The 18,668-nt window shown below is 73.8% G+C and carries 20 protein-coding genes and 2 pseudogenes; 12 read left to right on the top strand and 10 right to left on the bottom strand.

Going from position 1 to position 18,668, the window contains the following annotated elements; all coding sequences use genetic code 11:
* Positions 1 to 21: 21 nt before the first annotated feature.
* On the top strand, positions 22 to 783 hold the full coding sequence (locus tag ACQY0Z_RS33840) for a FadR/GntR family transcriptional regulator (RefSeq protein WP_189900057.1): 762 nt from the start codon (positions 22 to 24) through the stop codon (positions 781 to 783).
* Between the two features lie 36 nt (positions 784 to 819).
* On the opposite strand, the gene ACQY0Z_RS33835 is transcribed toward ACQY0Z_RS33840, so the two are convergent.
* From ACQY0Z_RS33835 to ACQY0Z_RS33820, 4 genes and pseudogenes are all read right to left on the bottom strand, one after another.
* Complete coding sequence (locus ACQY0Z_RS33835; RefSeq protein ID WP_439813479.1) at positions 820 to 1,458, bottom strand: HD domain-containing protein; 639 nt, start codon at positions 1,456 to 1,458, stop codon at positions 820 to 822.
* A gap of 117 nt (positions 1,459 to 1,575) precedes the next feature.
* Positions 1,576 to 2,556 (bottom strand): GlxA family transcriptional regulator, encoded by a 981-nt coding sequence (locus ACQY0Z_RS33830; RefSeq protein ID WP_439813478.1) that lies wholly within the window; start codon positions 2,554 to 2,556, stop codon positions 1,576 to 1,578.
* 343 nt (positions 2,557 to 2,899) lie between these two features.
* The gene (locus ACQY0Z_RS33825; protein WP_439813477.1) at positions 2,900 to 3,199 is read right to left on the bottom strand and encodes an ester cyclase; all 300 of its coding nucleotides are present in this window, start codon (positions 3,197 to 3,199) and stop codon (positions 2,900 to 2,902) included.
* A gap of 41 nt (positions 3,200 to 3,240) precedes the next feature.
* Positions 3,241 to 3,375, bottom strand: a pseudogene (locus ACQY0Z_RS33820) (ester cyclase); the annotation flags it as partial.
* 11 nt (positions 3,376 to 3,386) lie between these two features.
* Here ACQY0Z_RS33820 and ACQY0Z_RS33815 point away from each other — a divergent pair.
* Positions 3,387 to 3,611, top strand: coding sequence for a hypothetical protein (locus ACQY0Z_RS33815; protein WP_189900060.1), 225 nt, complete (start codon positions 3,387 to 3,389; stop codon positions 3,609 to 3,611).
* A 100-nt stretch (positions 3,612 to 3,711) separates the two neighbouring features.
* On the opposite strand, the gene ACQY0Z_RS33810 is transcribed toward ACQY0Z_RS33815, so the two are convergent.
* Positions 3,712 to 4,542 (bottom strand): alpha/beta fold hydrolase, encoded by an 831-nt coding sequence (locus tag ACQY0Z_RS33810; protein ID WP_189900062.1) that lies wholly within the window; start codon positions 4,540 to 4,542, stop codon positions 3,712 to 3,714.
* Between the two features lie 236 nt (positions 4,543 to 4,778).
* Between ACQY0Z_RS33810 and ACQY0Z_RS33805 the strand changes: the two genes are divergently transcribed.
* Positions 4,779 to 5,393, top strand: coding sequence for a DUF998 domain-containing protein (locus ACQY0Z_RS33805; RefSeq protein WP_189900064.1), 615 nt, complete (start codon positions 4,779 to 4,781; stop codon positions 5,391 to 5,393).
* Positions 5,394 to 5,445: 52 nt separating this feature from the next.
* Here ACQY0Z_RS33805 and ACQY0Z_RS33800 read toward each other — a convergent pair whose 3' ends face one another.
* Positions 5,446 to 6,306 carry an MmyB family transcriptional regulator gene (locus ACQY0Z_RS33800; protein WP_189900066.1) on the bottom strand — a complete coding sequence of 287 codons (861 nt, stop codon included), beginning with the start codon at positions 6,304 to 6,306 and terminating at the stop codon, positions 5,446 to 5,448.
* Positions 6,307 to 6,440: 134 nt separating this feature from the next.
* Here ACQY0Z_RS33800 and ACQY0Z_RS33795 point away from each other — a divergent pair, with 134 nt between their 5' ends.
* Positions 6,441 to 7,436, top strand: coding sequence for an aldo/keto reductase (locus ACQY0Z_RS33795; RefSeq protein ID WP_189900068.1), 996 nt, complete (start codon positions 6,441 to 6,443; stop codon positions 7,434 to 7,436).
* 37 nt (positions 7,437 to 7,473) lie between these two features.
* On the opposite strand, the gene ACQY0Z_RS33790 is transcribed toward ACQY0Z_RS33795, so the two are convergent.
* Positions 7,474 to 7,689 (bottom strand): hypothetical protein, encoded by a 216-nt coding sequence (locus ACQY0Z_RS33790; RefSeq protein WP_189900070.1) that lies wholly within the window; start codon positions 7,687 to 7,689, stop codon positions 7,474 to 7,476.
* 239 nt (positions 7,690 to 7,928) lie between these two features.
* On the opposite strand from ACQY0Z_RS33790, the gene ACQY0Z_RS33785 reads away from it, so the two are divergent.
* From ACQY0Z_RS33785 to ACQY0Z_RS33760, 6 genes are all read left to right on the top strand, one after another.
* On the top strand, positions 7,929 to 9,125 hold the full coding sequence (locus ACQY0Z_RS33785) for an FAD-dependent oxidoreductase (RefSeq protein ID WP_439813476.1): 1,197 nt from the start codon (positions 7,929 to 7,931) through the stop codon (positions 9,123 to 9,125).
* Positions 9,126 to 9,189: 64 nt separating this feature from the next.
* Positions 9,190 to 9,426 carry a hypothetical protein gene (locus ACQY0Z_RS33780; protein ID WP_189900071.1) on the top strand — a complete coding sequence of 79 codons (237 nt, stop codon included), beginning with the start codon at positions 9,190 to 9,192 and terminating at the stop codon, positions 9,424 to 9,426.
* 31 nt (positions 9,427 to 9,457) lie between these two features.
* A complete protein-coding gene (locus ACQY0Z_RS33775) occupies positions 9,458 to 9,982 on the top strand; it encodes an NUDIX hydrolase (protein WP_189900073.1) in 525 nt (174 codons plus the stop codon).
* A gap of 93 nt (positions 9,983 to 10,075) precedes the next feature.
* On the top strand, positions 10,076 to 10,990 hold the full coding sequence (locus ACQY0Z_RS33770; protein WP_189900075.1) for a DMT family transporter: 915 nt from the start codon (positions 10,076 to 10,078) through the stop codon (positions 10,988 to 10,990).
* Positions 10,991 to 11,288: 298 nt separating this feature from the next.
* Positions 11,289 to 11,999, top strand: a complete 711-nt coding sequence (locus tag ACQY0Z_RS33765; RefSeq protein ID WP_189900077.1) for a hypothetical protein — start codon at positions 11,289 to 11,291, stop codon at positions 11,997 to 11,999.
* 865 nt (positions 12,000 to 12,864) lie between these two features.
* Entirely contained in the window at positions 12,865 to 13,926 is a 1,062-nt protein-coding gene (locus ACQY0Z_RS33760; protein ID WP_439813475.1) for a P1 family peptidase, read from the top strand.
* A gap of 181 nt (positions 13,927 to 14,107) precedes the next feature.
* Here the strand turns inward: ACQY0Z_RS33760 and ACQY0Z_RS33755 are convergent, their stop codons facing one another.
* Both ACQY0Z_RS33755 and ACQY0Z_RS33750 read right to left on the bottom strand, forming a co-directional pair.
* Complete coding sequence (locus ACQY0Z_RS33755; protein WP_439813474.1) at positions 14,108 to 15,028, bottom strand: class I SAM-dependent methyltransferase; 921 nt, start codon at positions 15,026 to 15,028, stop codon at positions 14,108 to 14,110.
* 13 nt (positions 15,029 to 15,041) lie between these two features.
* Positions 15,042 to 15,902: a hypothetical protein gene (locus tag ACQY0Z_RS33750; RefSeq protein WP_347224528.1), complete on the bottom strand. Its 861-nt coding sequence runs from the start codon at positions 15,900 to 15,902 to the stop codon at positions 15,042 to 15,044.
* A gap of 243 nt (positions 15,903 to 16,145) precedes the next feature.
* On the opposite strand from ACQY0Z_RS33750, the gene proP reads away from it, so the two are divergent.
* Entirely contained in the window at positions 16,146 to 17,675 is a 1,530-nt protein-coding gene (gene proP, locus ACQY0Z_RS33745) for a glycine betaine/L-proline transporter ProP (RefSeq protein ID WP_189900084.1), read from the top strand.
* 67 nt (positions 17,676 to 17,742) lie between these two features.
* On the opposite strand, the gene ACQY0Z_RS33740 is transcribed toward proP, so the two are convergent.
* On the bottom strand, positions 17,743 to 18,360 hold the full coding sequence (locus tag ACQY0Z_RS33740) for a TOPRIM nucleotidyl transferase/hydrolase domain-containing protein (RefSeq protein WP_189900086.1): 618 nt from the start codon (positions 18,358 to 18,360) through the stop codon (positions 17,743 to 17,745).
* 99 nt (positions 18,361 to 18,459) lie between these two features.
* Here ACQY0Z_RS33740 and ACQY0Z_RS33735 point away from each other — a divergent pair.
* Positions 18,460 to 18,651: pseudogene (locus ACQY0Z_RS33735) on the top strand (amidohydrolase family protein); the annotation flags it as partial.
* Positions 18,652 to 18,668: the final 17 nt, after the last annotated feature.

The following is an 18,668-nucleotide window of genomic DNA, read 5'->3' as shown; positions in this document are numbered from 1 at the left end:
AATCATTAAATGATTCGATGAATGGCGTCCAGGGGGTGGGCGGAGATCGACACGAACTTCCCGACCATGCAGCAGCGTGTGGCCGACGAACTCGGGCGGCGCATCGTGGCCGGCGTGTGGCAGCCGGGCAACTCGCTGCCGGTCGAGGACGCCCTCGCGGCGGAGATCGGCGTCAGCCGCGGTCTGCTGCGGGAGGCGGTCAAGTCGCTGGTGGCCAAGGGCATGCTGCGCGTCCGGCCCCGCACCGGCACGCGCGTACTGCCCCCGGACCACTGGAACCACCTGGACCCGGACGTCCTGCGCTGGAAGCAGGCCGGGGACGCGGCGGCCCTGCTGCGCGACACGGGCGAACTGCGCCGCATCGTCGAACCCGAGGCGGCCCGCCTCGCCGCCGAACGGGCCGGACCCGACGACGTACGCGCCCTCAGCGACGCCCTCGCCGCGATGGAGGCCGCGGCGGCGTCACCCGCGCGCGGCGGCTACGTCGAGGCCGACATCGCCTTCCACCGGGCCCTGCTGGACGCCGGCGGCAACCGACTGCTCGGCTCCCTGGGGCGCGCCGTGGAGATCGCGCTGCGGCACAGCTTCGACGTCAGCACCCAGACCCCGGGCGCGGTGGAGGCCTCACTGCCCGGTCACCGCGCCGTCGTACGGGCCGTCGAGGCCCGTGACCCGGACGCGGCAGCGGCGGCCGTACTCGGCATCATCGAGGCGGCCCAGCGGGAGATCGCCCGGTCGCCGGGGAAACCGGGAAAGCCGGGCCGGCCGGGGGACCGGGGGTAACGGGCGGCGGTCCCCACGACCGCCCTCACATCAGGGTCACTCCGGCCACGCCGAGTTCTGGATGACGTCGACGAAGTCGACCCGGCGGAACCCCGGCACGAAGTGCTCCAGGACGTCCGCGTTGACCGTGGCGAAGGTGGTGTCGGGGCGATGCCTGAAGCCGTCCGTGAACGCCTGGAGGATCTGCCGCTTGAAGTCCGGCCGCGGATGCGCGGCGGTCACCTCGTCGATCTGAGCACGGGTGATGTTGTCCAGGTTCAGGCCCAGCACGTCCGTCTCCACGCCCGCCGTCGTCGCGGCGATCTCGGAGGCCATCTTGTACGGCACCTCCGGGGTGGTGTGCAGGGCGACCGCCGTCCACACCGTGTTCGCGTCGCCCTCGGACAGCCCGTGCCGCAGCAGGAACGCCCGTGCCTGGTCGGCGCCGTCCATCTCGAACCGCTGGTCGTCGGAGCGGTACGGCTCCACGAGACCCGTGTCGTGGAACAGGGCCGCTACGTACAGCAGCTCAGGATCGGGCTGAAGCCCGCGCGCAGCGGCCTGGAGGCTGCCGAACAGGAACACCCGGCGGGAGTGGTGGTAGATCAGCGGCGGGGTCGTGTCACGGATCAGCTCGGTGGCCTCCCGCGCCAGCGTGCTGTCCGGGATCGCGACACCGGCGATCTTCTCGCTCATGACTGCCTCCGAGGGGTTCGGTGTGACCGTGACCGGAACACCTCCACCCTGCGGCATCCGCCCCGCCATCGCCGCTCACGGACGGCCGACAACCCCTCCCGAACAGACACGGGGCCCTCAGAGAACGTCCCTCCTCGTCGAAGCGAACCGCTGCCGGTACCGCGTAGGTGACACCCCCAGGTGCCGTGAGAAGGCCCGCCGCAGACTCTCGTAGCTGGGGAACCCGGAACGCGCCGCCGCCTCCGTCGCGTTGTGCCCCGCGTCCAGCAGCGCCTTCGCCATGTCGAAGCGGACCAGCTCCACGTACTTCATCGGCGTGGTGTCCAGCTCCGCGCGGAACAGCCGGGTCAGATGGCGCGGGCTCACCCGGACGCGCGCCGCGAGGGACTCCACGGTGTGGTCGCCGGTCGGGTCCGCCCGCACCGCGTCCTGCACGAGCCGCAGCACGGGTGTCTGCGGGGCCGGCCCCTGGAGCGAGGCGGAGAACTGCGACTGGCCGCCCGCGCGCTGCATGTACACCACCAGCGAGCGGGCGACGCCGCGCGTCAGGTCGGGCCCGTGGTCGTCCTCCACCAGGGCCAGCGCCAGGTCGATGCCCGCGGTGACCCCGGCCGAGGTGTACGTGCCGCCGTCCTTGACGAAGATCGCGTCGGGTGCCACCTGGGCGGCGGGGTGGAGGCGGGCCAGGAGCGCGGTGTGCTGCCAGTGCGTCGTGGCCCGCCGGCCGTCGAGCAGACCGGCCGCGCCCAATACGAACGCGCCCGTGCAGATCGACGCGACCCGCCCCGCCCGCGCGGCCAGTCCCGCGGCGGCGGAGCTGAGGTCGGGGTCGACGGGGGAAGTGGGCAGCGCGTCACCGCCGACCACCAGGAAGGTGTCGAAGGCGGGCGCGTCCAGCGCGTCCGCGCCGGCCGGCACCGGCACGCCGATCGACGACCGCGCGGGCTTCCCGCCGACCGAGACGATGCTCAGCCGGTAGGCGGCGCCGAAGCGGTTCGCCTCGCTGAACACCTCGGCGGGGCCGGACAGGTCCAGCATCTTCATCCCGTCGAAGACCAGCACCCCGACGTGATGCTCCCGCCGTTCCCGCAGCTCCATCCGCCCTCACTCCGCACACCCGCTCACGGCTCCCGCACCCGGGAAAGCCTGGTCACCCGCATTCTCCCTCCCACCCGCGGCGCCCGGTCACCCCGACGAGGCCGCCTGCGCGGCGCCCCGGCCGGGCCTACGAAGCGTCCGCGGCGTCCGGTCACCCCGACGAGGCCGCCTGCGCGGCGCCCCGGCCGGGCCTACGAAGCGTCCGCGGCGTCCGGTCACCCCGACGAGGCCGCCTGCGCGGCGCCCCGGCCGGGCCTACGAAGCGTCCGCGGCGTCCGGTCACCCCGACGAGGCCGCCTGCGCGGCGCCCCGGCCGGGCCTACGAAGCGTCCGCGGCGCCCGGTCACCCCGACGAGGCCGCCTCCGCGGCGCGCCGCGTCACCTCCTCCGCCGCCCGGGCAGCCCGCCCGCTCACCTTCCAGACGGCCGTCCGCAGCGCCGCCGTCGGCGACGGCGGGAGCACCCCCAGTTGCTGCAGCGTCGTCACGTCGTCCCGCACCGCCTCGTGCCCCACGACCCGGCCCTCCCGCAGATGGAGCACATGAATCCGCTCGCAGTCGATCTCCCGGCCGGTGGGCGGCACCGCCTGGTCCAGCCGCCCTTCGCGGTACCGCACGAAGGGACCGGTGTGCCGTCCCTGCATCGGAGCCGCACCCACACCCGGTCCCCGTCCTCCGCCACGGCGTCGACCGGCAGGCGAAGGTCCCCGTAGGCGCTGCGCAGCCACGCCGAGGAGGCGAGGACGCCGGCCGGCCCGTCGAGCGAGCATGCGGCCGGGGCGACGGCGGCCTCCCGGTTGACGAAGCGGTCGTGGACCACGTCCGCGGCCAGTGCCGGAACGCGCCACCGGCGAGTACCGCAAGGCGTCGCGTGACGTCGCCGCCCACCTGGACACGCTCACGGCGCGTCCGGCGGAGCCGGAGGAGGGCACGGCGGATCTGCTGTGGTTCTGGTTCGGCCCCTCCGGCTGGCGCCCCCTGGTCGTCGAGAACGGCTGGTCGTGGGAGCGCGCGGAACACTCCCCGGCCCGTACGACGATCGCCATGCTCGGCTGACCGCCCGGCGTCTCCCCTGCGCGGACGGCGTCCGACGGCACGGCGGCCCCGCCCCGGCGCCCGTGAGAGGGCCGGAGCGGGGCCGACTGCCCACCGCCGACTAGGACTTGAGCCAGTTCAGGATGTCCCCGTTGAGTTCGTCGGGGTACACCGACAACATGCCGTGCGGATAACCCTCGTAGGTCTTCAGCGTGCCGTTCTTCAGCAGCTTCACCGTCAGCGGGGCCGAGTCGTCGTACGGCACGATCTGGTCGTCCGTGCCGTGCATGACCAGCACCGGCACGTCGATCTTCTTCAGGTCCTCGGTGAAGTCGGTCTCCGAGAACGCCTTGATGCACTCGTAGTGGGCGTTCGTCGCGCCCGTCATCCCCTGCCGCCACCAGTTGTCGATCAGCCCCTGGGAGACCTCCGCGCCCGGCCGGTTGAAGCCGTAGAACGGGCCCGACGCGATCTCGATGTACAGCTGGGAACGATTGGCCGCGAGCTGGCTGCGGAACCCGTCGAAGACCTCGATCGGCGTGCCGCCCGGGTTGCTCTCGGACTTGACCATGACGGGCGGCACCGCGCTCACCAGCACCGCCTTCGCGACCCGGCCCGGCTTGGCGCGCGCCACGTACCGCGTCACCTCACCGCCGCCGGTGGAGTGCCCGATGTGCACGGCGTCGCGCAGGTCGAGCGCGTCGGTCAGGGCCGCGACGTCGGCCGCGTACGTGTCCATCTCGTGGCCCCCGGCCGTCTGGTCGGAGCGTCCGTGCCCGCGCCGGTCGTGGGCGATCACCCGGTAGCCGCGCTGCAGGAAGAACAGCATCTGCGCGTCCCAGTCGTCGGCGCTGAGCGGCCAGCCGTGGTGGAGGACGAGGGGCTGCCCGTCTCGCGGGCCCCAGTCCTTGTAGAAGATCGTCGTCCCGTCAGAAGTCGTCACCGTGCCCATGGTTGGTCCTCCGCAAGATGAGGCTGAGGCGGCCGGGCCGGTGCGCGACCACCGGCGCACGGCAAGATGCGCGGGCGGATTCCGGCCGGCCGGAGGGACTGCGGCCGCAGCTCGGAGCCACGGCCGGATGCACGGCAATCACCTTACGCCGAAGAGACGAACCGCTCATCTCGGGACGTTTGGGGTGGCGTCGAGTTGGTCCGATACGCATCGTTTGATCCGCATATGGTGGTCCAATGCTGCTTGTTCCCAGGTGGGTTCTGTTCTCGTCGGGGTGCGCGCCGGTGCTGTTGATCGGGGGCTGGGCGATCTCGGCGGCGCTGGAGGGGTCGGGTTACGACCCGGTGACCCAGACGATCAGCGTCCTCGCGGCGTACGGCGCCTCGGGCTCCTGGGTGATGACCGGCGCGTTCCTCGCGCTGGGCGTCTGCCATCTGCTCACCGCATGGGGACTGCGGGCGGCCGCGGCGGCCGGGCGGGTGGCGCTGGCCGGCGGGGGAGTGGCCGCACTGGCCGTGGCGATGGTCCCCGCCCCCACCAGCGGAGGCTCACTGGGGCACGGCTCGGTGGCCGCCGTCGGCTTCACGCTGCTCGCCCTGTGGCCGGTCCTCGCCGCGACCGCGGGCAGCACCACGCCGTGGGCGTTGCGGCCCCTGCCGTCCTTCGCCGCGACCAGCGTGATGGTCGCGGGGGCGGTGTGGTTCCTCGTCGAGATGCACCGCCACGGCATGGCGGGCGTCGCCGAACGCGTCGTGACGGCCATGCAGTCGCTGTGGCCGTTCGTGGTCGTCCTGTCGTGCCTACGGCACCGCGCGGTGCGTGGCGAGCGGGACGCGCGACTGTCGTCGTGAGGGGCCGCGTGCGCACGGACCCGTGCAGCTGTGCCCGCACCGCGATCCGGCGTCACCGCCCGTCGCGGTCCGCCGCCCCCGCCGGGAACTCCTCGCTGCCGAGCACCCGCAGCAGTTCCATCCGCTCGCGGGTCTCGTCGTCCGCCGGGGTGAGCACCAGCAGTTCCTGCCGCTGGTCGGGGGTGACCAGCGTCTCGCAGTCCAGGAGCAGCCGGCCGACCCGGGGATGCAGCAGCGTCTTGCGGTCCGCGCGCCGGACCGCGACCTCGTGCTCCGCCCAGAGCGCCTTGAACCCGGAGCCGGCGGCCTCCAGCCGCTCGACCAGTCCGGCCACCTCCGGGTCGCCCGCCCGGCGTCCGGCGGCCGCCCGCAGGTCGGCGACCAGCCTGCGGCCGTGCAGCTCCCGGTACTCCGCAGGGCAGACGGCGCGCGCCTCCGGCTCGGTGAACCAGCGGTAGATCATGTAGCGGCGGTCGCCGCGGAAGCCGGTGAGATCCGACATCAGCAACAGCGAGGCGCGGTTCTGCGCCAGCATCTCGCCGAGGTCGGACAGCACCGCGGCCGGGGTGTCGCCGAGCAGGTCGAGCATCCGCACCAGCCCCGCGCGCGCCGGCCGGGCCGTGCCGTCCGCGGGCGGCGGCCGGTGACCCGCCAGATGGAACAGATGGTCGCGCTCGTCGTCGGACAGACGCAGCGCGCGGGCCAGCGCGGCCAGCAGCTGCGTCGAGGGCTGGCTGCTGCGGCCCTGTTCCAGGCGGACCACGTAGTCCACCGACATGCCGGCGAGCATCGCCACCTCCTCCCGGCGCAGTCCGCGCGTGCGGCGCCGGGGTCCGTCGGCGAGGCCCACCTCGGCCGGGCGGATCGCCTGACGGCGGCGGCGCAGGAAGTCGGCGAGCTGTTCTCGTTCCACGGCTCCATGGTCCCGCGCAGGCGAACTCCCATCCAGGGAGCGCCGCTCCCACGATGAACGCTCCGCTCCCGCCCGCCCCGCCGCCGCCACACAGTGGAGGCGACCACGACGTGCAGATCAGTAAGGAGCACATGATGCGCACACGCACACTGGGCAGCACCGGACCGAGGGTCTCCGCGCTCGGACTGGGCGCGATGAGCATGTCGGGTTCGTACGGCGAGGCCGACCGCAGCGAGAGCATCGCGACCGTCCACGCCGCGCTGGACGCCGGCGTCACCCTCGTCGACACGGGTGACTTCTACGGCATGGGCCACAACGAGCTGCTGCTCGCGGAGGCGCTGCGCGGCAGGGACCGTGACAGCTACGTGCTGAGCGTGAAGTTCGGGATGCTGAGCGGCCCCGGCCCGACGTACGGCGGGGTCGACGGCCGTCCGGCCGCGGTGAAGAACTTCCTCGCCCACTCGCTGACCCGTCTCGGCACCGACCACATCGACGTCTACCGGCCCGCCCGGCGCGACCCCGACGTGCCGATCGAGGAGACGGTCGGCGCGGTCAAGGAACTGATCGAGGCCGGCCACGTACGGCACCTCGGCCTCTCCGAGGTCGACGCGGAGACCGTGCGGCGGGCGCACGCCGTGCATCCCGTCGCCGACCTGCAGATCGAGTACTCGGTGATCTCCCGCGCCGTCGAGCCGGAAGTCCTGCCCACCCTGCGCGAGCTGGGCATCGGCCTGACCGCGTACGGCGTCCTCGCCCGCGGGCTGATCTCCGGGCACTGGTCGCCGGACCGCGCCGCCCGGCCGGGCGACCACCGTGCTGCCGGCCCCCGGTTCGCCGCGGGGAACGTGGAGCACAACCTCGCCCTCGTCGAGGCGCTGCGCGGGGTGGCCGCGGTGAAGGGGTGCACCGTCGCCCAGCTGGTCATCGCGTGGGTGGCGGCGCAGGGCGAGGACATCGTGCCGCTCGTCGGCGCCCGTACCCGTGAACGGCTGGCGGAAGCGCTGCCGGCGCTCGACGTGGAGCTCACGGCGGACGACCTGGCGGAGATCGAGAAGGCGGTGCCGCCGGGTTCGGCGCGCGGGGACCGCTATCCGGCCGCGTTCATGTCCACGCTGGGCGTGGGGAATTGACCACTGCCGCTCCGGGCGCCGGCGCCCCCGGGTGTCCCTAACCCGCTTCGAGGCCGAGGACGCGGCGGGCCGCCTCGGCCTCCGCGGCCGGCGGGGAGAGCTCGTCCAGGGTGTCCAGTTCCGTGTCGTCCGCCAGCTCCCGCTCCCAGGCGTCGGCGAGCCGCTGCTGCTCCTCGTGGGGTTTCGCGCTGACGGCTTCCCGGTGCTCCGGGTCCAGGGCCGTGAGGAAACGCTCGACCGAGTCCATGGACATGCCGTACTCCTTGTTCGCTTCCGGAAGGCGCCGCACGGCCCAGGATGGCCAGCGCCCTCGGGGTACGGGTGCCCGACACGGCCCGCGGCCACCCTGATGGCCCCGCAGGGATGGGACCCCCCACTTGCCGCACCTATCGAATTTCGATAGCTTCCCATCGTCATTCGATCGGTGCGCAGGTGTTTGTGCGGTGCCCTCGGCATCGCGCCCTGTGCGCGCCTCGAGCCCTGGAGCGCCTCATGTCCTCAGCCGTCCCTGCCCCCGCGCCCGCCGCCCGTCCGGTCTCCGGGGGAGTGACCCGTACCGACGTGCTGGTCGTCGGGGCCGGACTGGCCGGGCTGCACGTCGCCACGCGGCTCGCGCGGCAGGGACGCGACGTGCTCCTCGTGGACCGCCGCACCACCCTCGCCGGGGCCGTCCGCACCACCGGGATCTTCGTGCGCAAGACGCTCGACGACTTCCCGCTCCCCGAGCGCCACCTCGGCCCGCCCATCCGGCGCATGCTGCTCTACCCGCCCGACCTGAGCCGCCCCGTCGCCCTGGTCAGCGACCGGGACGAGTTCCGCGTCGGCGACATGGCCGGGCTGTACGAGACGTCGGCCGCGGTCGCCGTCGATGCGGGCGTACGGCTCGCGCTGGGCACCCGCTACGCCGGCCGGCACGACGGGACGTACCACCTGATCGGCCGCGACGGGACGTACCGCGTCCGCGCCCGGTACGTCGTCGGCGCGGACGGCGCCCGGTCGAGCGTGGCCCGCGACCTCGGCCTCGACCGCAACCGGCATCTGCTGGTCGGCGCCGAGGAGGTCTTCCCGGTCGCCCCGAACGGCGAACCGCCCACCTTCCACTGCGTCCTCGACCCCCGGGTCGCCCCCGGATACCTCGCCTGGGCGGTCAACGACGGGGAGCACGCCCACGTCGGCGTCGCCGGATACGCCGACCGCTTCCCGCACGGTCTGCGCCGCGCCATGGAACGCTTCAGCGCCGACGCGCCCGGCCTGGAGGGCGTGCGCCGTCCGGACACGGTGGAGCGGCGTGGCGGGCCGATACCCGTCGGCGGGGTGCTGCGCCGCATCGGCTGCGCGGACGGACTGCTCGTCGGGGACGCGGCCGGCGCGGTGTCGCCGCTCACCGCCGGCGGCCTCGACCCGTGCCTGCGCCTGTCCGACCTGGCCGCCCAGGTCCTCGACGACGCCCTGCGCACCGGCGCCTCCGCCCCCCTGACCCACTACAGCGGCACCTCCCTCCGCTCCCGCTTCCGCGGCCGGCTGGCGCTGCGCAACGGACTGGCGCACATCCGGACGCCCGCCGCGACCACCGCGGCGTTCACTCTTCTGCGCACCCCGCCCGGCCGCGCCGCGGCGGCCCGCATCCTCTTCGGCGACCGCTCCTTCCCCGGCCGCCCGGTCCCCGAGCCGAGCCCGGTCGGCGGCTGACCCCGCGGCCGCGGCGGGCCCGCGCCCGCATGCGCGCCCCTGCCGGCCCGTGCACGCTGGACCCATGGCGAGCGACCAGCCCACCGTCGTGATCTACCCGCCCTCCGGCGACGGCGGCCGCCGCGTCCGCGCGGGCCCGCACTTCCTGGGCATGGCCTACACGCTCCTGGACGTCGTGGAGTTCCTGCGGCTGCACGGAATGGACGACGCCGACGGCGACTGGCTGCGACGGTCCCCGCGCGTCGAGTGGCGCGGCGGCGGCCCGGACACCTGGACGGCGGCCCGCGGCCTGCACGACTGACAGGGCGGCGCCCCTCGGGCATCATGTGATCATGACGGAACTGGTCGAACGGGTGGACGACGACGATCGGGTGATCGGCGTCGTCGACAGAGGCGAGGCGATCCGCAGACGGTGGCTGCACCGCGTCGCGACGGTCGTCTGCCGGGACACGCGGGGGAGGATCCTCGTGCACCGCCGGCCGCACGACGACGTCCGCTTCCCGGGCGGCGTCAACTTCATGCTCGGGGGAGCGGCGGAGCCCGGCGAAACCTACGAGGAGGCCGCCGCCCGGGAACTGACGGAGGAACTGGGCGTACGGGCCCGCCCCCGCTTCGTCCTCAAGTTCCGGTGCGCGGGCGTGATCAGCCCGTACTGGCTCGGGCTGCACGAGGCCGTGGTGACCGGGCCGTTCGCCCCCGCCCCGGACGAGATCGCCTGGCACGACTGGCTGACGGAGCCCCAGCTCGCGGAACTGGTGCGGGACGAGGCGTTCGTCCCCGACGCCCGGGAGGCGTACCACCGCTGGGTGTCCCCGCGCCGCGAGGGGTCTCACCGTGCGGAGCCCTCCGCCCGGTGACGAGCCGGTCGCCCTCCCGCGTTCGCGCACCGTCCGCAGGACGGTCACCATGGCAGGGACCGGGGGCGGACCGACTCGTCGTGGAGGGTGGACATGTTGCTGCCGGTCCTGTTCGCGCTGGGCGCCGCGCTCAGCAACGCGCTCGCGACCGTGCTCCAGCGCAAGGCCGCCCTGACGGTGCCCAAGTCCGAGGGACTGCGCCTCGGACTCATCCTCGACCTGCTGCGCCGACCCGTCTGGCTGCTCGGCATCCTCGCCGTGATCACCGCCGGCGTCTGCCAGGCCGTGGCGCTCGTGACCGGTCCGATCACCATCGTGCAGCCCCTGTTCGTCCTTGAACTGCCCCTCGCCCTCGTCATCGCCGCGGCCCTGCTCCAGGGACGGCTGTCACGCGCCGGCTGGCTGGCCGTCGGCACGGTGGTGGCCGGCCTCGGCATCGTCCTGTTCGCGGCCTCGCCCGCGGGAAACCGCACCCAGGTGCCGATGACCCACTGGATCCCGGCCGTCGCCGTGTGCGTCGCCGCCATCGCCGCCCTGGTCGTCGCGGCACTCCGCCGCCCCGAGGGCCGCGGCCGGGCTGCCTGCTTCGGACTCGCCACGGCCATCTCGTACGCCATGACGGCCGCGCTGATGAAGACGTCGATGCACACCCTCGACGACGGCGGCATCACCGCCTTCTTCACCACCTGGCAGACGTACGGCTTCGCCCTCTTCGGGGTGTGCGCGCTGTTCTTCCTCGAGAACGCGATGCAGTCGGGCCCGCTGGTCGCCTCCCAGCCGGCGCTGACACTGGGCGACGCGTGCGTGAGCCTGGCGCTGGGGATCACCGTCTACGAGGAGTACGTCCGGACGGGATGGTGGCTGGTCCCGCAACTCCTGGGCGCGGCACTGATCGCGGCGGGCGTGCTGGCGCTGTCGCGGCTTCCGCTGGCGCGGGCGCTGGCGAGCGAGGAGAAGGAGCAGCCGGGGGAGGGCACGGCCGCGGACGCGGGGACGCCCGCACCCTGACACCGGCCGGGTGACCGCCGTTCGTTATCATCACCGGCGACGCCGAGGCCGACGATCAGTGCCGCCGTCCCGCCCCGGAGGGCGAGGCGCGCCGCGCGACGCACGGCGATCAGGGACGCGGGGGAGACATCAGGGTGACGGAGGCACAGGCGGTGAGACGGCCGCGTGGCGATGCGGCGGTACTGCCGAGGCCGAGCGCCCGAGCCGGACGCCCTCACCTGCTCCCCCCACCACGCGCGCCGCTCGCCGGCTGACGTGCCCACCCTCCCCCCCCCACAGGCTTACGAGGAGCCCTTTCGTGAACCGTTCCGTCCCCGCCCTGGCCGTACTCTGCCTCGCCGCGCTCACCGCGTGCGGCGGAGGCGGGGAGCCGGAGAACTCCACGGGTGAGCCCAGGCCCTCCGCGACCCGGTCGGAGCGGGCCGCGCCGGCCGAGCGGCTGGCCGGGCTGATGGTCACCCCGGCCGAGGTGAAGGGCTTCGCGGTGAAGCCGTACGACGACCGGTTCGCCCTCGCCGAGTCCGCGTCGGAGATGAGCGCCGACACGCCGGCCTGCGCGCCGCTGGCCCTCGCGCTGAACCAACTGCCGCTGGGCGAGCCGCAGGCGGACCTCACACGGTCCTTGGACTCGGAGTCCGAGGGCGCGCCCGACACGTACGTCACGCTCACGACGTACGCGCCGGGCGGGGCGCAGGCCGTGCTGGCGGACGTGAAGAAGGCCGTGGCCGCGTGCGGGGACGGCTTCACCGCCAAGGGGAGCAACGGCAGCACCGTGTACGAGGCGGTCGCGGCGGAGGACGTCGCCCCGGCCGGCGAGGAGACGGTGGGCTTCACGGCCACGACCTCGTTCCAGGGCGTGTCGCACACCCTCCACACCCAGGTCGTCCGCGCGGGCGACGTCGTCGGCGTCTACTTCGCCGCCGACGGCATGGCGATGGTCACCGGCCGCCCGAGCGACGCGGAACTGCCGCCGGCGGTGGTGAAGGCGCAGTCGGCGAAGCTGGGTTGAACGCTTTGACGCTGCCGCTTCGTCTGACGCCGGGCGCGGGATACGCACGGCGCTCCTGCTGTGCCTGTGCGCCCTGGCCGTGCTCCTGTGCACCGCGCCCCAGGCCCGCGCGGCGTCCGACGGCCAGGTCACTTTGCAGGCGGCCCACCTCGCGGAGGGCCTGCGCGAACCCGGTCCCCATCACCGGCCAGTTGCCCCGCGGGGCGGCCGAACCCGCCACGACGAGACCACGGGTCTCCTGACGTCAGTACCCGACGGAGTCGCGGCCCTGGCGGTCGCTGCCCTGGAAGTAGGACCAGCCCGCACATGACCCGCTAACCGAAGCGCCTCGAGACAGCGAGCCGCCTGAACGTCCAGGCCGATGCCGGAGAGCGGTGCCGGCTCGGAAGGATCCCGCAGCCCCCGGGCGGACGTTCTGCAGGCCGCAGGCCGGCCTCGGCTGCGCCCGGCAGGGCGGCCCCCGCCGGCGCTGATCGGAACCGTCCTCGGCGCGCCCTTCTGTCCGCTCCTCGTGCTCCTGATGCTGCTGGCCCGATGGCGGCACGCCGATGTCTCCCATGCCGGGTACTGGAGGTCGATGCTCGTCGACGGGCATCCCGACGGATGGGGCACGCTTCGCCCGGCTCCACGCCGACCACGGCCCCACGGTGCCCGACGGAGCGGCCCTCGCCGGGCCGCAGCTCGTCCGGCTCCTCGACGACTTGAACACCGCCCGACTGCCGGCCTGGGCCTGGCCCCTGCCCGGTGGGGTGAGGCGGTGGGATCGGATCGCTCACGAGGCGACAGGCGGTCGGGGCTGGCCGCGTGGGGGAGGTCTGTCGGGTCTCGCAGGGCGCGCGCCGGGGTGCTGGGTAAGGTCCCGCCCATGAACTCGGCTGCCACTCCCCGTCCCTGCGCCCGTGACCTCGGCATCGTCGTCGGGCCCACCCCCACCGGCCCCCTCAACGCCCTCACCGACGTGCCGGGAGTCCGTGTCGGGCACACCACCGTCCGGACTCGGCCCGACGTGCACAGTGGGGTGACCGCCGTCGTGCCCGACGGGGTCCGGCCCGGGGCCGCGGTTCCCGCCGGGGTGTTCGTCGGGAACGGGTACGGCAAGCTCGTCGGGTCCACCCAGCTCGCCGAACTCGGAGAGCTGGAGACCCCCGTGCTGCTCACCTCCACGCTGTCCGCGTTCCGGGTCGCCGATGCGCTTGTCGGGTGGGTGCTCGAACAGCCGGGGTGTGAAGACGTGTTGAGTCTCAATCCGGTCGTGGGGGAGTGCAACGACGGATATCTGTCCGACATTCGCAGTCGGCCAGTGGGCGAGGAGCATGTGCGGGCCGCGCTCGACGGGGCGTCGGACGGGCCCGTGGCCGAGGGGTGTGTCGGGGCCGGGACCGGCACCGTCGCCCTCGGGTTCAAGGCCGGCATCGGGACGTCCTCCCGTACACCGGACGTGGGCGGCCGCCGGTTCACCGTCGGCGCTCTCGTGCAGGCCAACTTCGGCGGCACCCTGCGCGTCCTCGGGCGCGCCCTCGACGGCGGCGGACCGGCCTCCGAGACCGGGTCCTGCATGATCGTCGTCGCGACCGACGCCCCGCTCGACGCCCGCCGGCTCACCCGGGTCGCCCGCCGTGCCGTGTTCGCCCTCGCCCGTACCGGCGCGGCCTACAGCCACGGCAGCGGCGACTACGCCGTCGCCTTCACCACCACCCGCCCCGGCACCGCGCCCCCGCTCGCCGACGCCGACCTCAGCCCCCTCTTCGAGGCGGTCCTCGACGCCGTGGAGGAGGCCGTCCTCAACTCCCTCCTCGCCGCCACCACGACCACCGGATACGCCGGACGCACCGTCCCGGCCCTCCCCGTGGACCGACTCCTCGCAGGCCCGGCCACCTCGGAGGGCCAGGGCCTTTCCTCGGGAGCATCCCGGCGTCGCGGGGCCTGACACGCACCCCCCACTGCCCTGAACGGGCGTGGGGGCGCCCCCAGCGGCGTTGTCGTCGGTTGCCGCCCCCCCCCACTCGGCTTCGCCCGCGCGGAAGGGACCCCCATCGCGTCGACGCCCTCCTCCGCTTGCAGCTGCACGCACCGGACCCCGCTCGGGTCGGCCCAAGGCGCACCGCGACTCACAGCGAGGCTGATCCGAACGAAAGGCCCTGGTCCTCCCGGCGTCCCCACACCATCGCCATCCCCGGACCCACCTCCGCCAGCTGCGGCGACTCCAGGTACGCCAGTGCCTCGTCCACCACCCGCGCGTCCACCAGCCCCGTCGCCTCCAGCTCAGGCCGCATCCGCTGCCAGGTGCCCGACCAGAAGTGGGCCGCCGGGCCGCCCGGGAGCAGGGGCGGGCAGACCACCTCCGCGCCGATGTCGCGCAGACCCTCCTCGCGGAGGTAACGCGGGTACGCCGGCACCTCGGTGATGTCGGTGCCGATCGTCGCCCACAGCGCCGCCCACATGGCGTCCATGGTGCGCCGGTAGGCGGAGGAGCGGTCGAGTGTGTCGGGCAGTTCCACCGCGTCGCCGAGCACCAGCACGCCGCCCGGGCGGAGCAGGCCCGCCAGCCGGTGGACGAGCCCGCGGCGCCCCGGCAGGTGCATCAGCACGAACCGCGCGTGCACCAGGTCGAACCTGCCCGGGTCCAGGTCCTCGTCGGTGACGTCCGCGGTGAGCACCCGAAGGCCCGGCAGATCCCAGGCGGCCAGGGCGCGCGTGTCCCGGTCGAGGGCGACGACCTCCGCCACCCCGGCCTCCTCCAGAAGCCACCGCGCGACGGTTCCCGTCCCCGCGCCGACCTCCAGGCACCGCATGCCCGGACCCGCGCCCAGCTCGCTCAGCCGCCGGGTGGTGATCGGGTCGTACACCAGCGCTGCGGCATCGATGCGCTCCGACTCGTGCGGGTCCTCGGGCGGGAACAGCTCCCGGCCGTAGAGTCCTCCGCCCGGGTCAGGCGGACCGCCGTCGCCGGGCGCGCCGACGCCGGGGCCCGGGGGCGGCCCGCCGCCCGCGCCCGCCCCGCCGTCCCGGGGATCCGCCGCATCCGTCACCCGCGCACCCCGGTCAGTTGATCCCGCTCGGCGTCGGCGACGGCGTGCGTCCCGCGAGCACTTCCTGCAGCCGCAGCGTGCCCCGCTCCACCGCGGCCGACGTCGTGTCGTGGTCGGCGCCGTCGAGACCGCCGTTGGTGACCGTGATCGCGTCCGCGCCGATCTGCACCGCGGCGACGTCCAGGCTCAGCGTGACGGGGGCGCCGCTGCTCTCACCCTTCACCGTCACGGTCAGCCCCTGCCGGTTGTCCCCGGCCTGCGGCAGCGACGTCTCGATGACCTGCACCGTGCGCTCCCCGGCGTCCCCGCCGGTCAGCGTGAACTGGTCACAGGCGTCGGGCAGCTCGCTCAGCCACTGCATGGAGTCGTTCAGCTCCGCCTTGTCGTACGCGGCGACCTGGTACAGCAGCCGGGAGTCGCCCTGCTGGAAGCCGGTGACGGCGGACGCCCCCGTGGGCTTGCCCAGCAGCGTCTCCTCGAACAGCGCGTCGACCAGCCGCTGGCAGTCCTGCACATCGCTCTGGCCGTCGACGAACGCGGCCACGTCGACGGTGCCCACCAGCAGTGTGTCCCGCCACTCGCGCGGGTCCCGCACCTGCGTCCAGTCGTCCTCGATGTCCGCCGGGGTGATCAGCGCGTTCCGGGCGCCCTCCTCACTGAGGTCCGACGGTGACTGAGAGGCGGCCGGCGACGACGCGGCGGGCGAGGTCGTCTGCGCGGCGAGGCCCCGCTCGGCGACCGTGGACGAGGCGTCCGACTCGGGCGACGCGCTGCTGTCCGAGCCGGAGCAGGCCGCCGTGGCGAACAGCGTGCCGGCGGCCAGGGCGGCGGCCAGGACGCGGGCCGGCCGGACGAGCGGGCGAGGGGTGGTCACGTGTGCCTCCTGTGGGACGGACGGTCCGCCCGGTGCCGACGCGCACCGGGCACGCTTGCTCCCCCCGGCCTCCCACCGCACCACCGCTGGGCCCGGCCGACCAGCGCAGCGGAGGCATACAGGTGAGACCAGAGGGAACACGGGCCCGTGGCCCCGCCCGGTGCCACACCCGGAACGGCGGCCGCGACGACCCCAACGGGCGCCCAGCCACGGCGCCCGCACGGGAACACTGTTACGTTCCCGATGCACCGTTCTGTCCCGGAAAGGAACGAAGCCACGTCCCCCACCGACAACGGCCCGACTCCGCCCCCCGAGGCGGCCAGGCGCCACCCGACCCTGTTCCGTGCCATCCGTCGCCGGCGCAACCCGCCGCTACGGCGCTCGGACATCACGGTGACGGACGAGCGGGCGGTGAAGCGCGCGGTGAAGGCCGCCTCGCTCGGCAACGCCATGGAATGGTTCGACTTCGGGATCTACGCGTACCTGGCCGGCACCATCGGCAGGGTCTTCTTCCCCTCGGGGAACGAGACGGTGCAGCTGTTGTCCTCGTTCGCCACCTTCGCCGTGGCGTTCCTGGTGCGCCCACTGGGCGGCATGGTGTTCGGACCGATGGGCGACAAGATCGGCCGTAAGAAGGTCCTCGCCCTCACGATGATCCTCATGGCGATCGGCACGGCCGCGATCGGCATGCTGCCCACGTACGCGGCGGTCGGCTTCTGGGCTCCGGTGCTGCTGATCCTCTTCCGGCTGCTCCAGGGCTTCTCCACCGGCGGCGAGTACGGCGGAGCGTCCACCTTCATCGCCGAGTACGCCCCCGACCGGCGGCGCGGTTATTTCGGCAGCTTCCTGGAGCTGGGCACACTCGCCGGCTACACCGGCGCGGCCAGCCTCGTCGTGGGGCTCACCGCCTGGCTGGGCTCCGACACCATGGACGCCTGGGGCTGGCGCATCCCCTTCCTGGTGGCCGGTCCGCTCGGCATCGTCGGCATCTACCTGCGGCTCAAGCTGGACGACACCCCCGCCTACCTCAAGCTGGGGGAGGGCAACGTCCATGTCTCCGACGCCGCGAACCACGTCGAGACCACCGCCCGCGGCGACCTCGCCAAGATCTTCCGGCAGCACTGGCGGCCCCTGGTGCTGTGCATCGCCCTGGTCGGCGCGTACAACATCACCGACTACATGCTGCTGTCGTACATGCCGACGTACCTCTCCGACGAGCTGCACTACAAGGAGTCGCACGGGCTGCTGATCCTCGTCGCCACCATGGTGGTCCTGATGCTGATCATCACTCAGGTCGGCAAGCTCAACGACCGCTACGGACGCAAGCCGCTGCTGATGACCGGCATGCTCGGCTTCCTGGTCCTGTCCGCGCCGGCGTTCGTGCTGGTGCAGCAGGGCAGCCTGATCGCGGTGTCCGCCGGCATGCTGATGCTCGGCCTGTCCCTGGTCTGCCTGCTCGGCACCATGTCGGCCGCGCTGCCCGCCATGTTCCCGACACCCGTGCGCTACGGCTCGCTGTCCGTCGGCTACAACCTGTCGGCCTCGCTGTTCGGCGGCACCACCCCGCTGGTGATCACCGCGCTGATCGGCGCGACCGGCTCGGACATGATGCCCGCGTACTACGCGATGGCGGCCGCCCTGGTCGGTGTGATCTCGGTGGCCCTCATGAAGGAGACGGCACAGCAGCCGCTCGAGGGCTCGCCGCCCTCGGTGCAGACCGAGGAGGAGGCCGCCGAACTGGTGCAGGCGCAGGCGCCGACGCCGAAGTTCTGACGCGGGCGACCAGCGCTGGGCAGGGGGCGGGTGCACGGCACCCGCCCCTTGTCACGTCAGGCCGCGGTCAGAGCGCCGCGAGCAGACCGTCCAGAGGCGCGGGCGCCCGCTGCTCACCCAGCGCCTCGACCAGCACCCGGCCGTAGTGGATCTTGCGGCCCTTCTTGGTGCCCAGGAAGCGGCGGAGTTGCTGCTCGGGGGTCCGGCCCCGCTGGGCGGGCTGCCGCAGGAAGGTACTCAGGGGGCGGATGTCCCCCTGCTCCCGCACCAGCCCGGTCACCCGCTCCACGCCCAGGGCGCGGATCAGCTCGTCCTCGAGATCCGCCGCGCAGACTAAGACGCCGTCACTCCCGGCGCCCGCCCGCTCCCAGCCGCGCGCGTAATAGCCGAGCTCCCCCTCGTCGCACAGCCCCGTCAGACGCAGGCCCAGTCCACGGGGGCCGAGCAGGGCCGAGAAGCGGCCCACGTTCATCGCGCCCCCCATCGGCAGCACGCAGACGCCCTCGGTGGCCAGGTCCCGGCCGTGGCGCGCGGCGAGCGCACCCACCGCGGCGGCGTCGCTGAGCCCTTCCAGCAGGACGACCGTACGGACGGACAACCGCCCGGCCAGTTCACGCGCCGGCTCACCGGACCCGCCCGCCGCCCACGCGGTCACCGCGTCCCGGAACGCGTTCATGTCACTCATGCGCCGAGTCTTCGCCGATCGCGACGACTTCGGTACTGGATTTCGGCCTGCGGCCCGTCGGGGCACGGTCCGGGCACCGCCGTCACGGGGCAGCGAGGCGCGCACGACGCGGGTGTCACCACCACCGTCGACTGGTCCCGCGGCCTCCAGACCGTGGACCACGCGGACGCCGCCGTGGACGCCAGGGAGGCGGTGCCCGGCCGGGAGTCCAGGATGTTCGTCGAGCGCCGCTTCCACGGGAGCGACATGCTCGGCTTCCAGACGGCCTTCGACGTCACCGGCGACCCCGCCTGTGCGTTGGCGGGAAC

This window comes from Streptomyces sp. P9-2, assembly GCF_051903975.1.
Lineage (GTDB): Bacteria > Actinomycetota > Actinomycetes > Streptomycetales > Streptomycetaceae > Streptomyces > Streptomyces cellulosae.
This window is presented reverse-complemented; position numbering and strand designations above follow the sequence as displayed.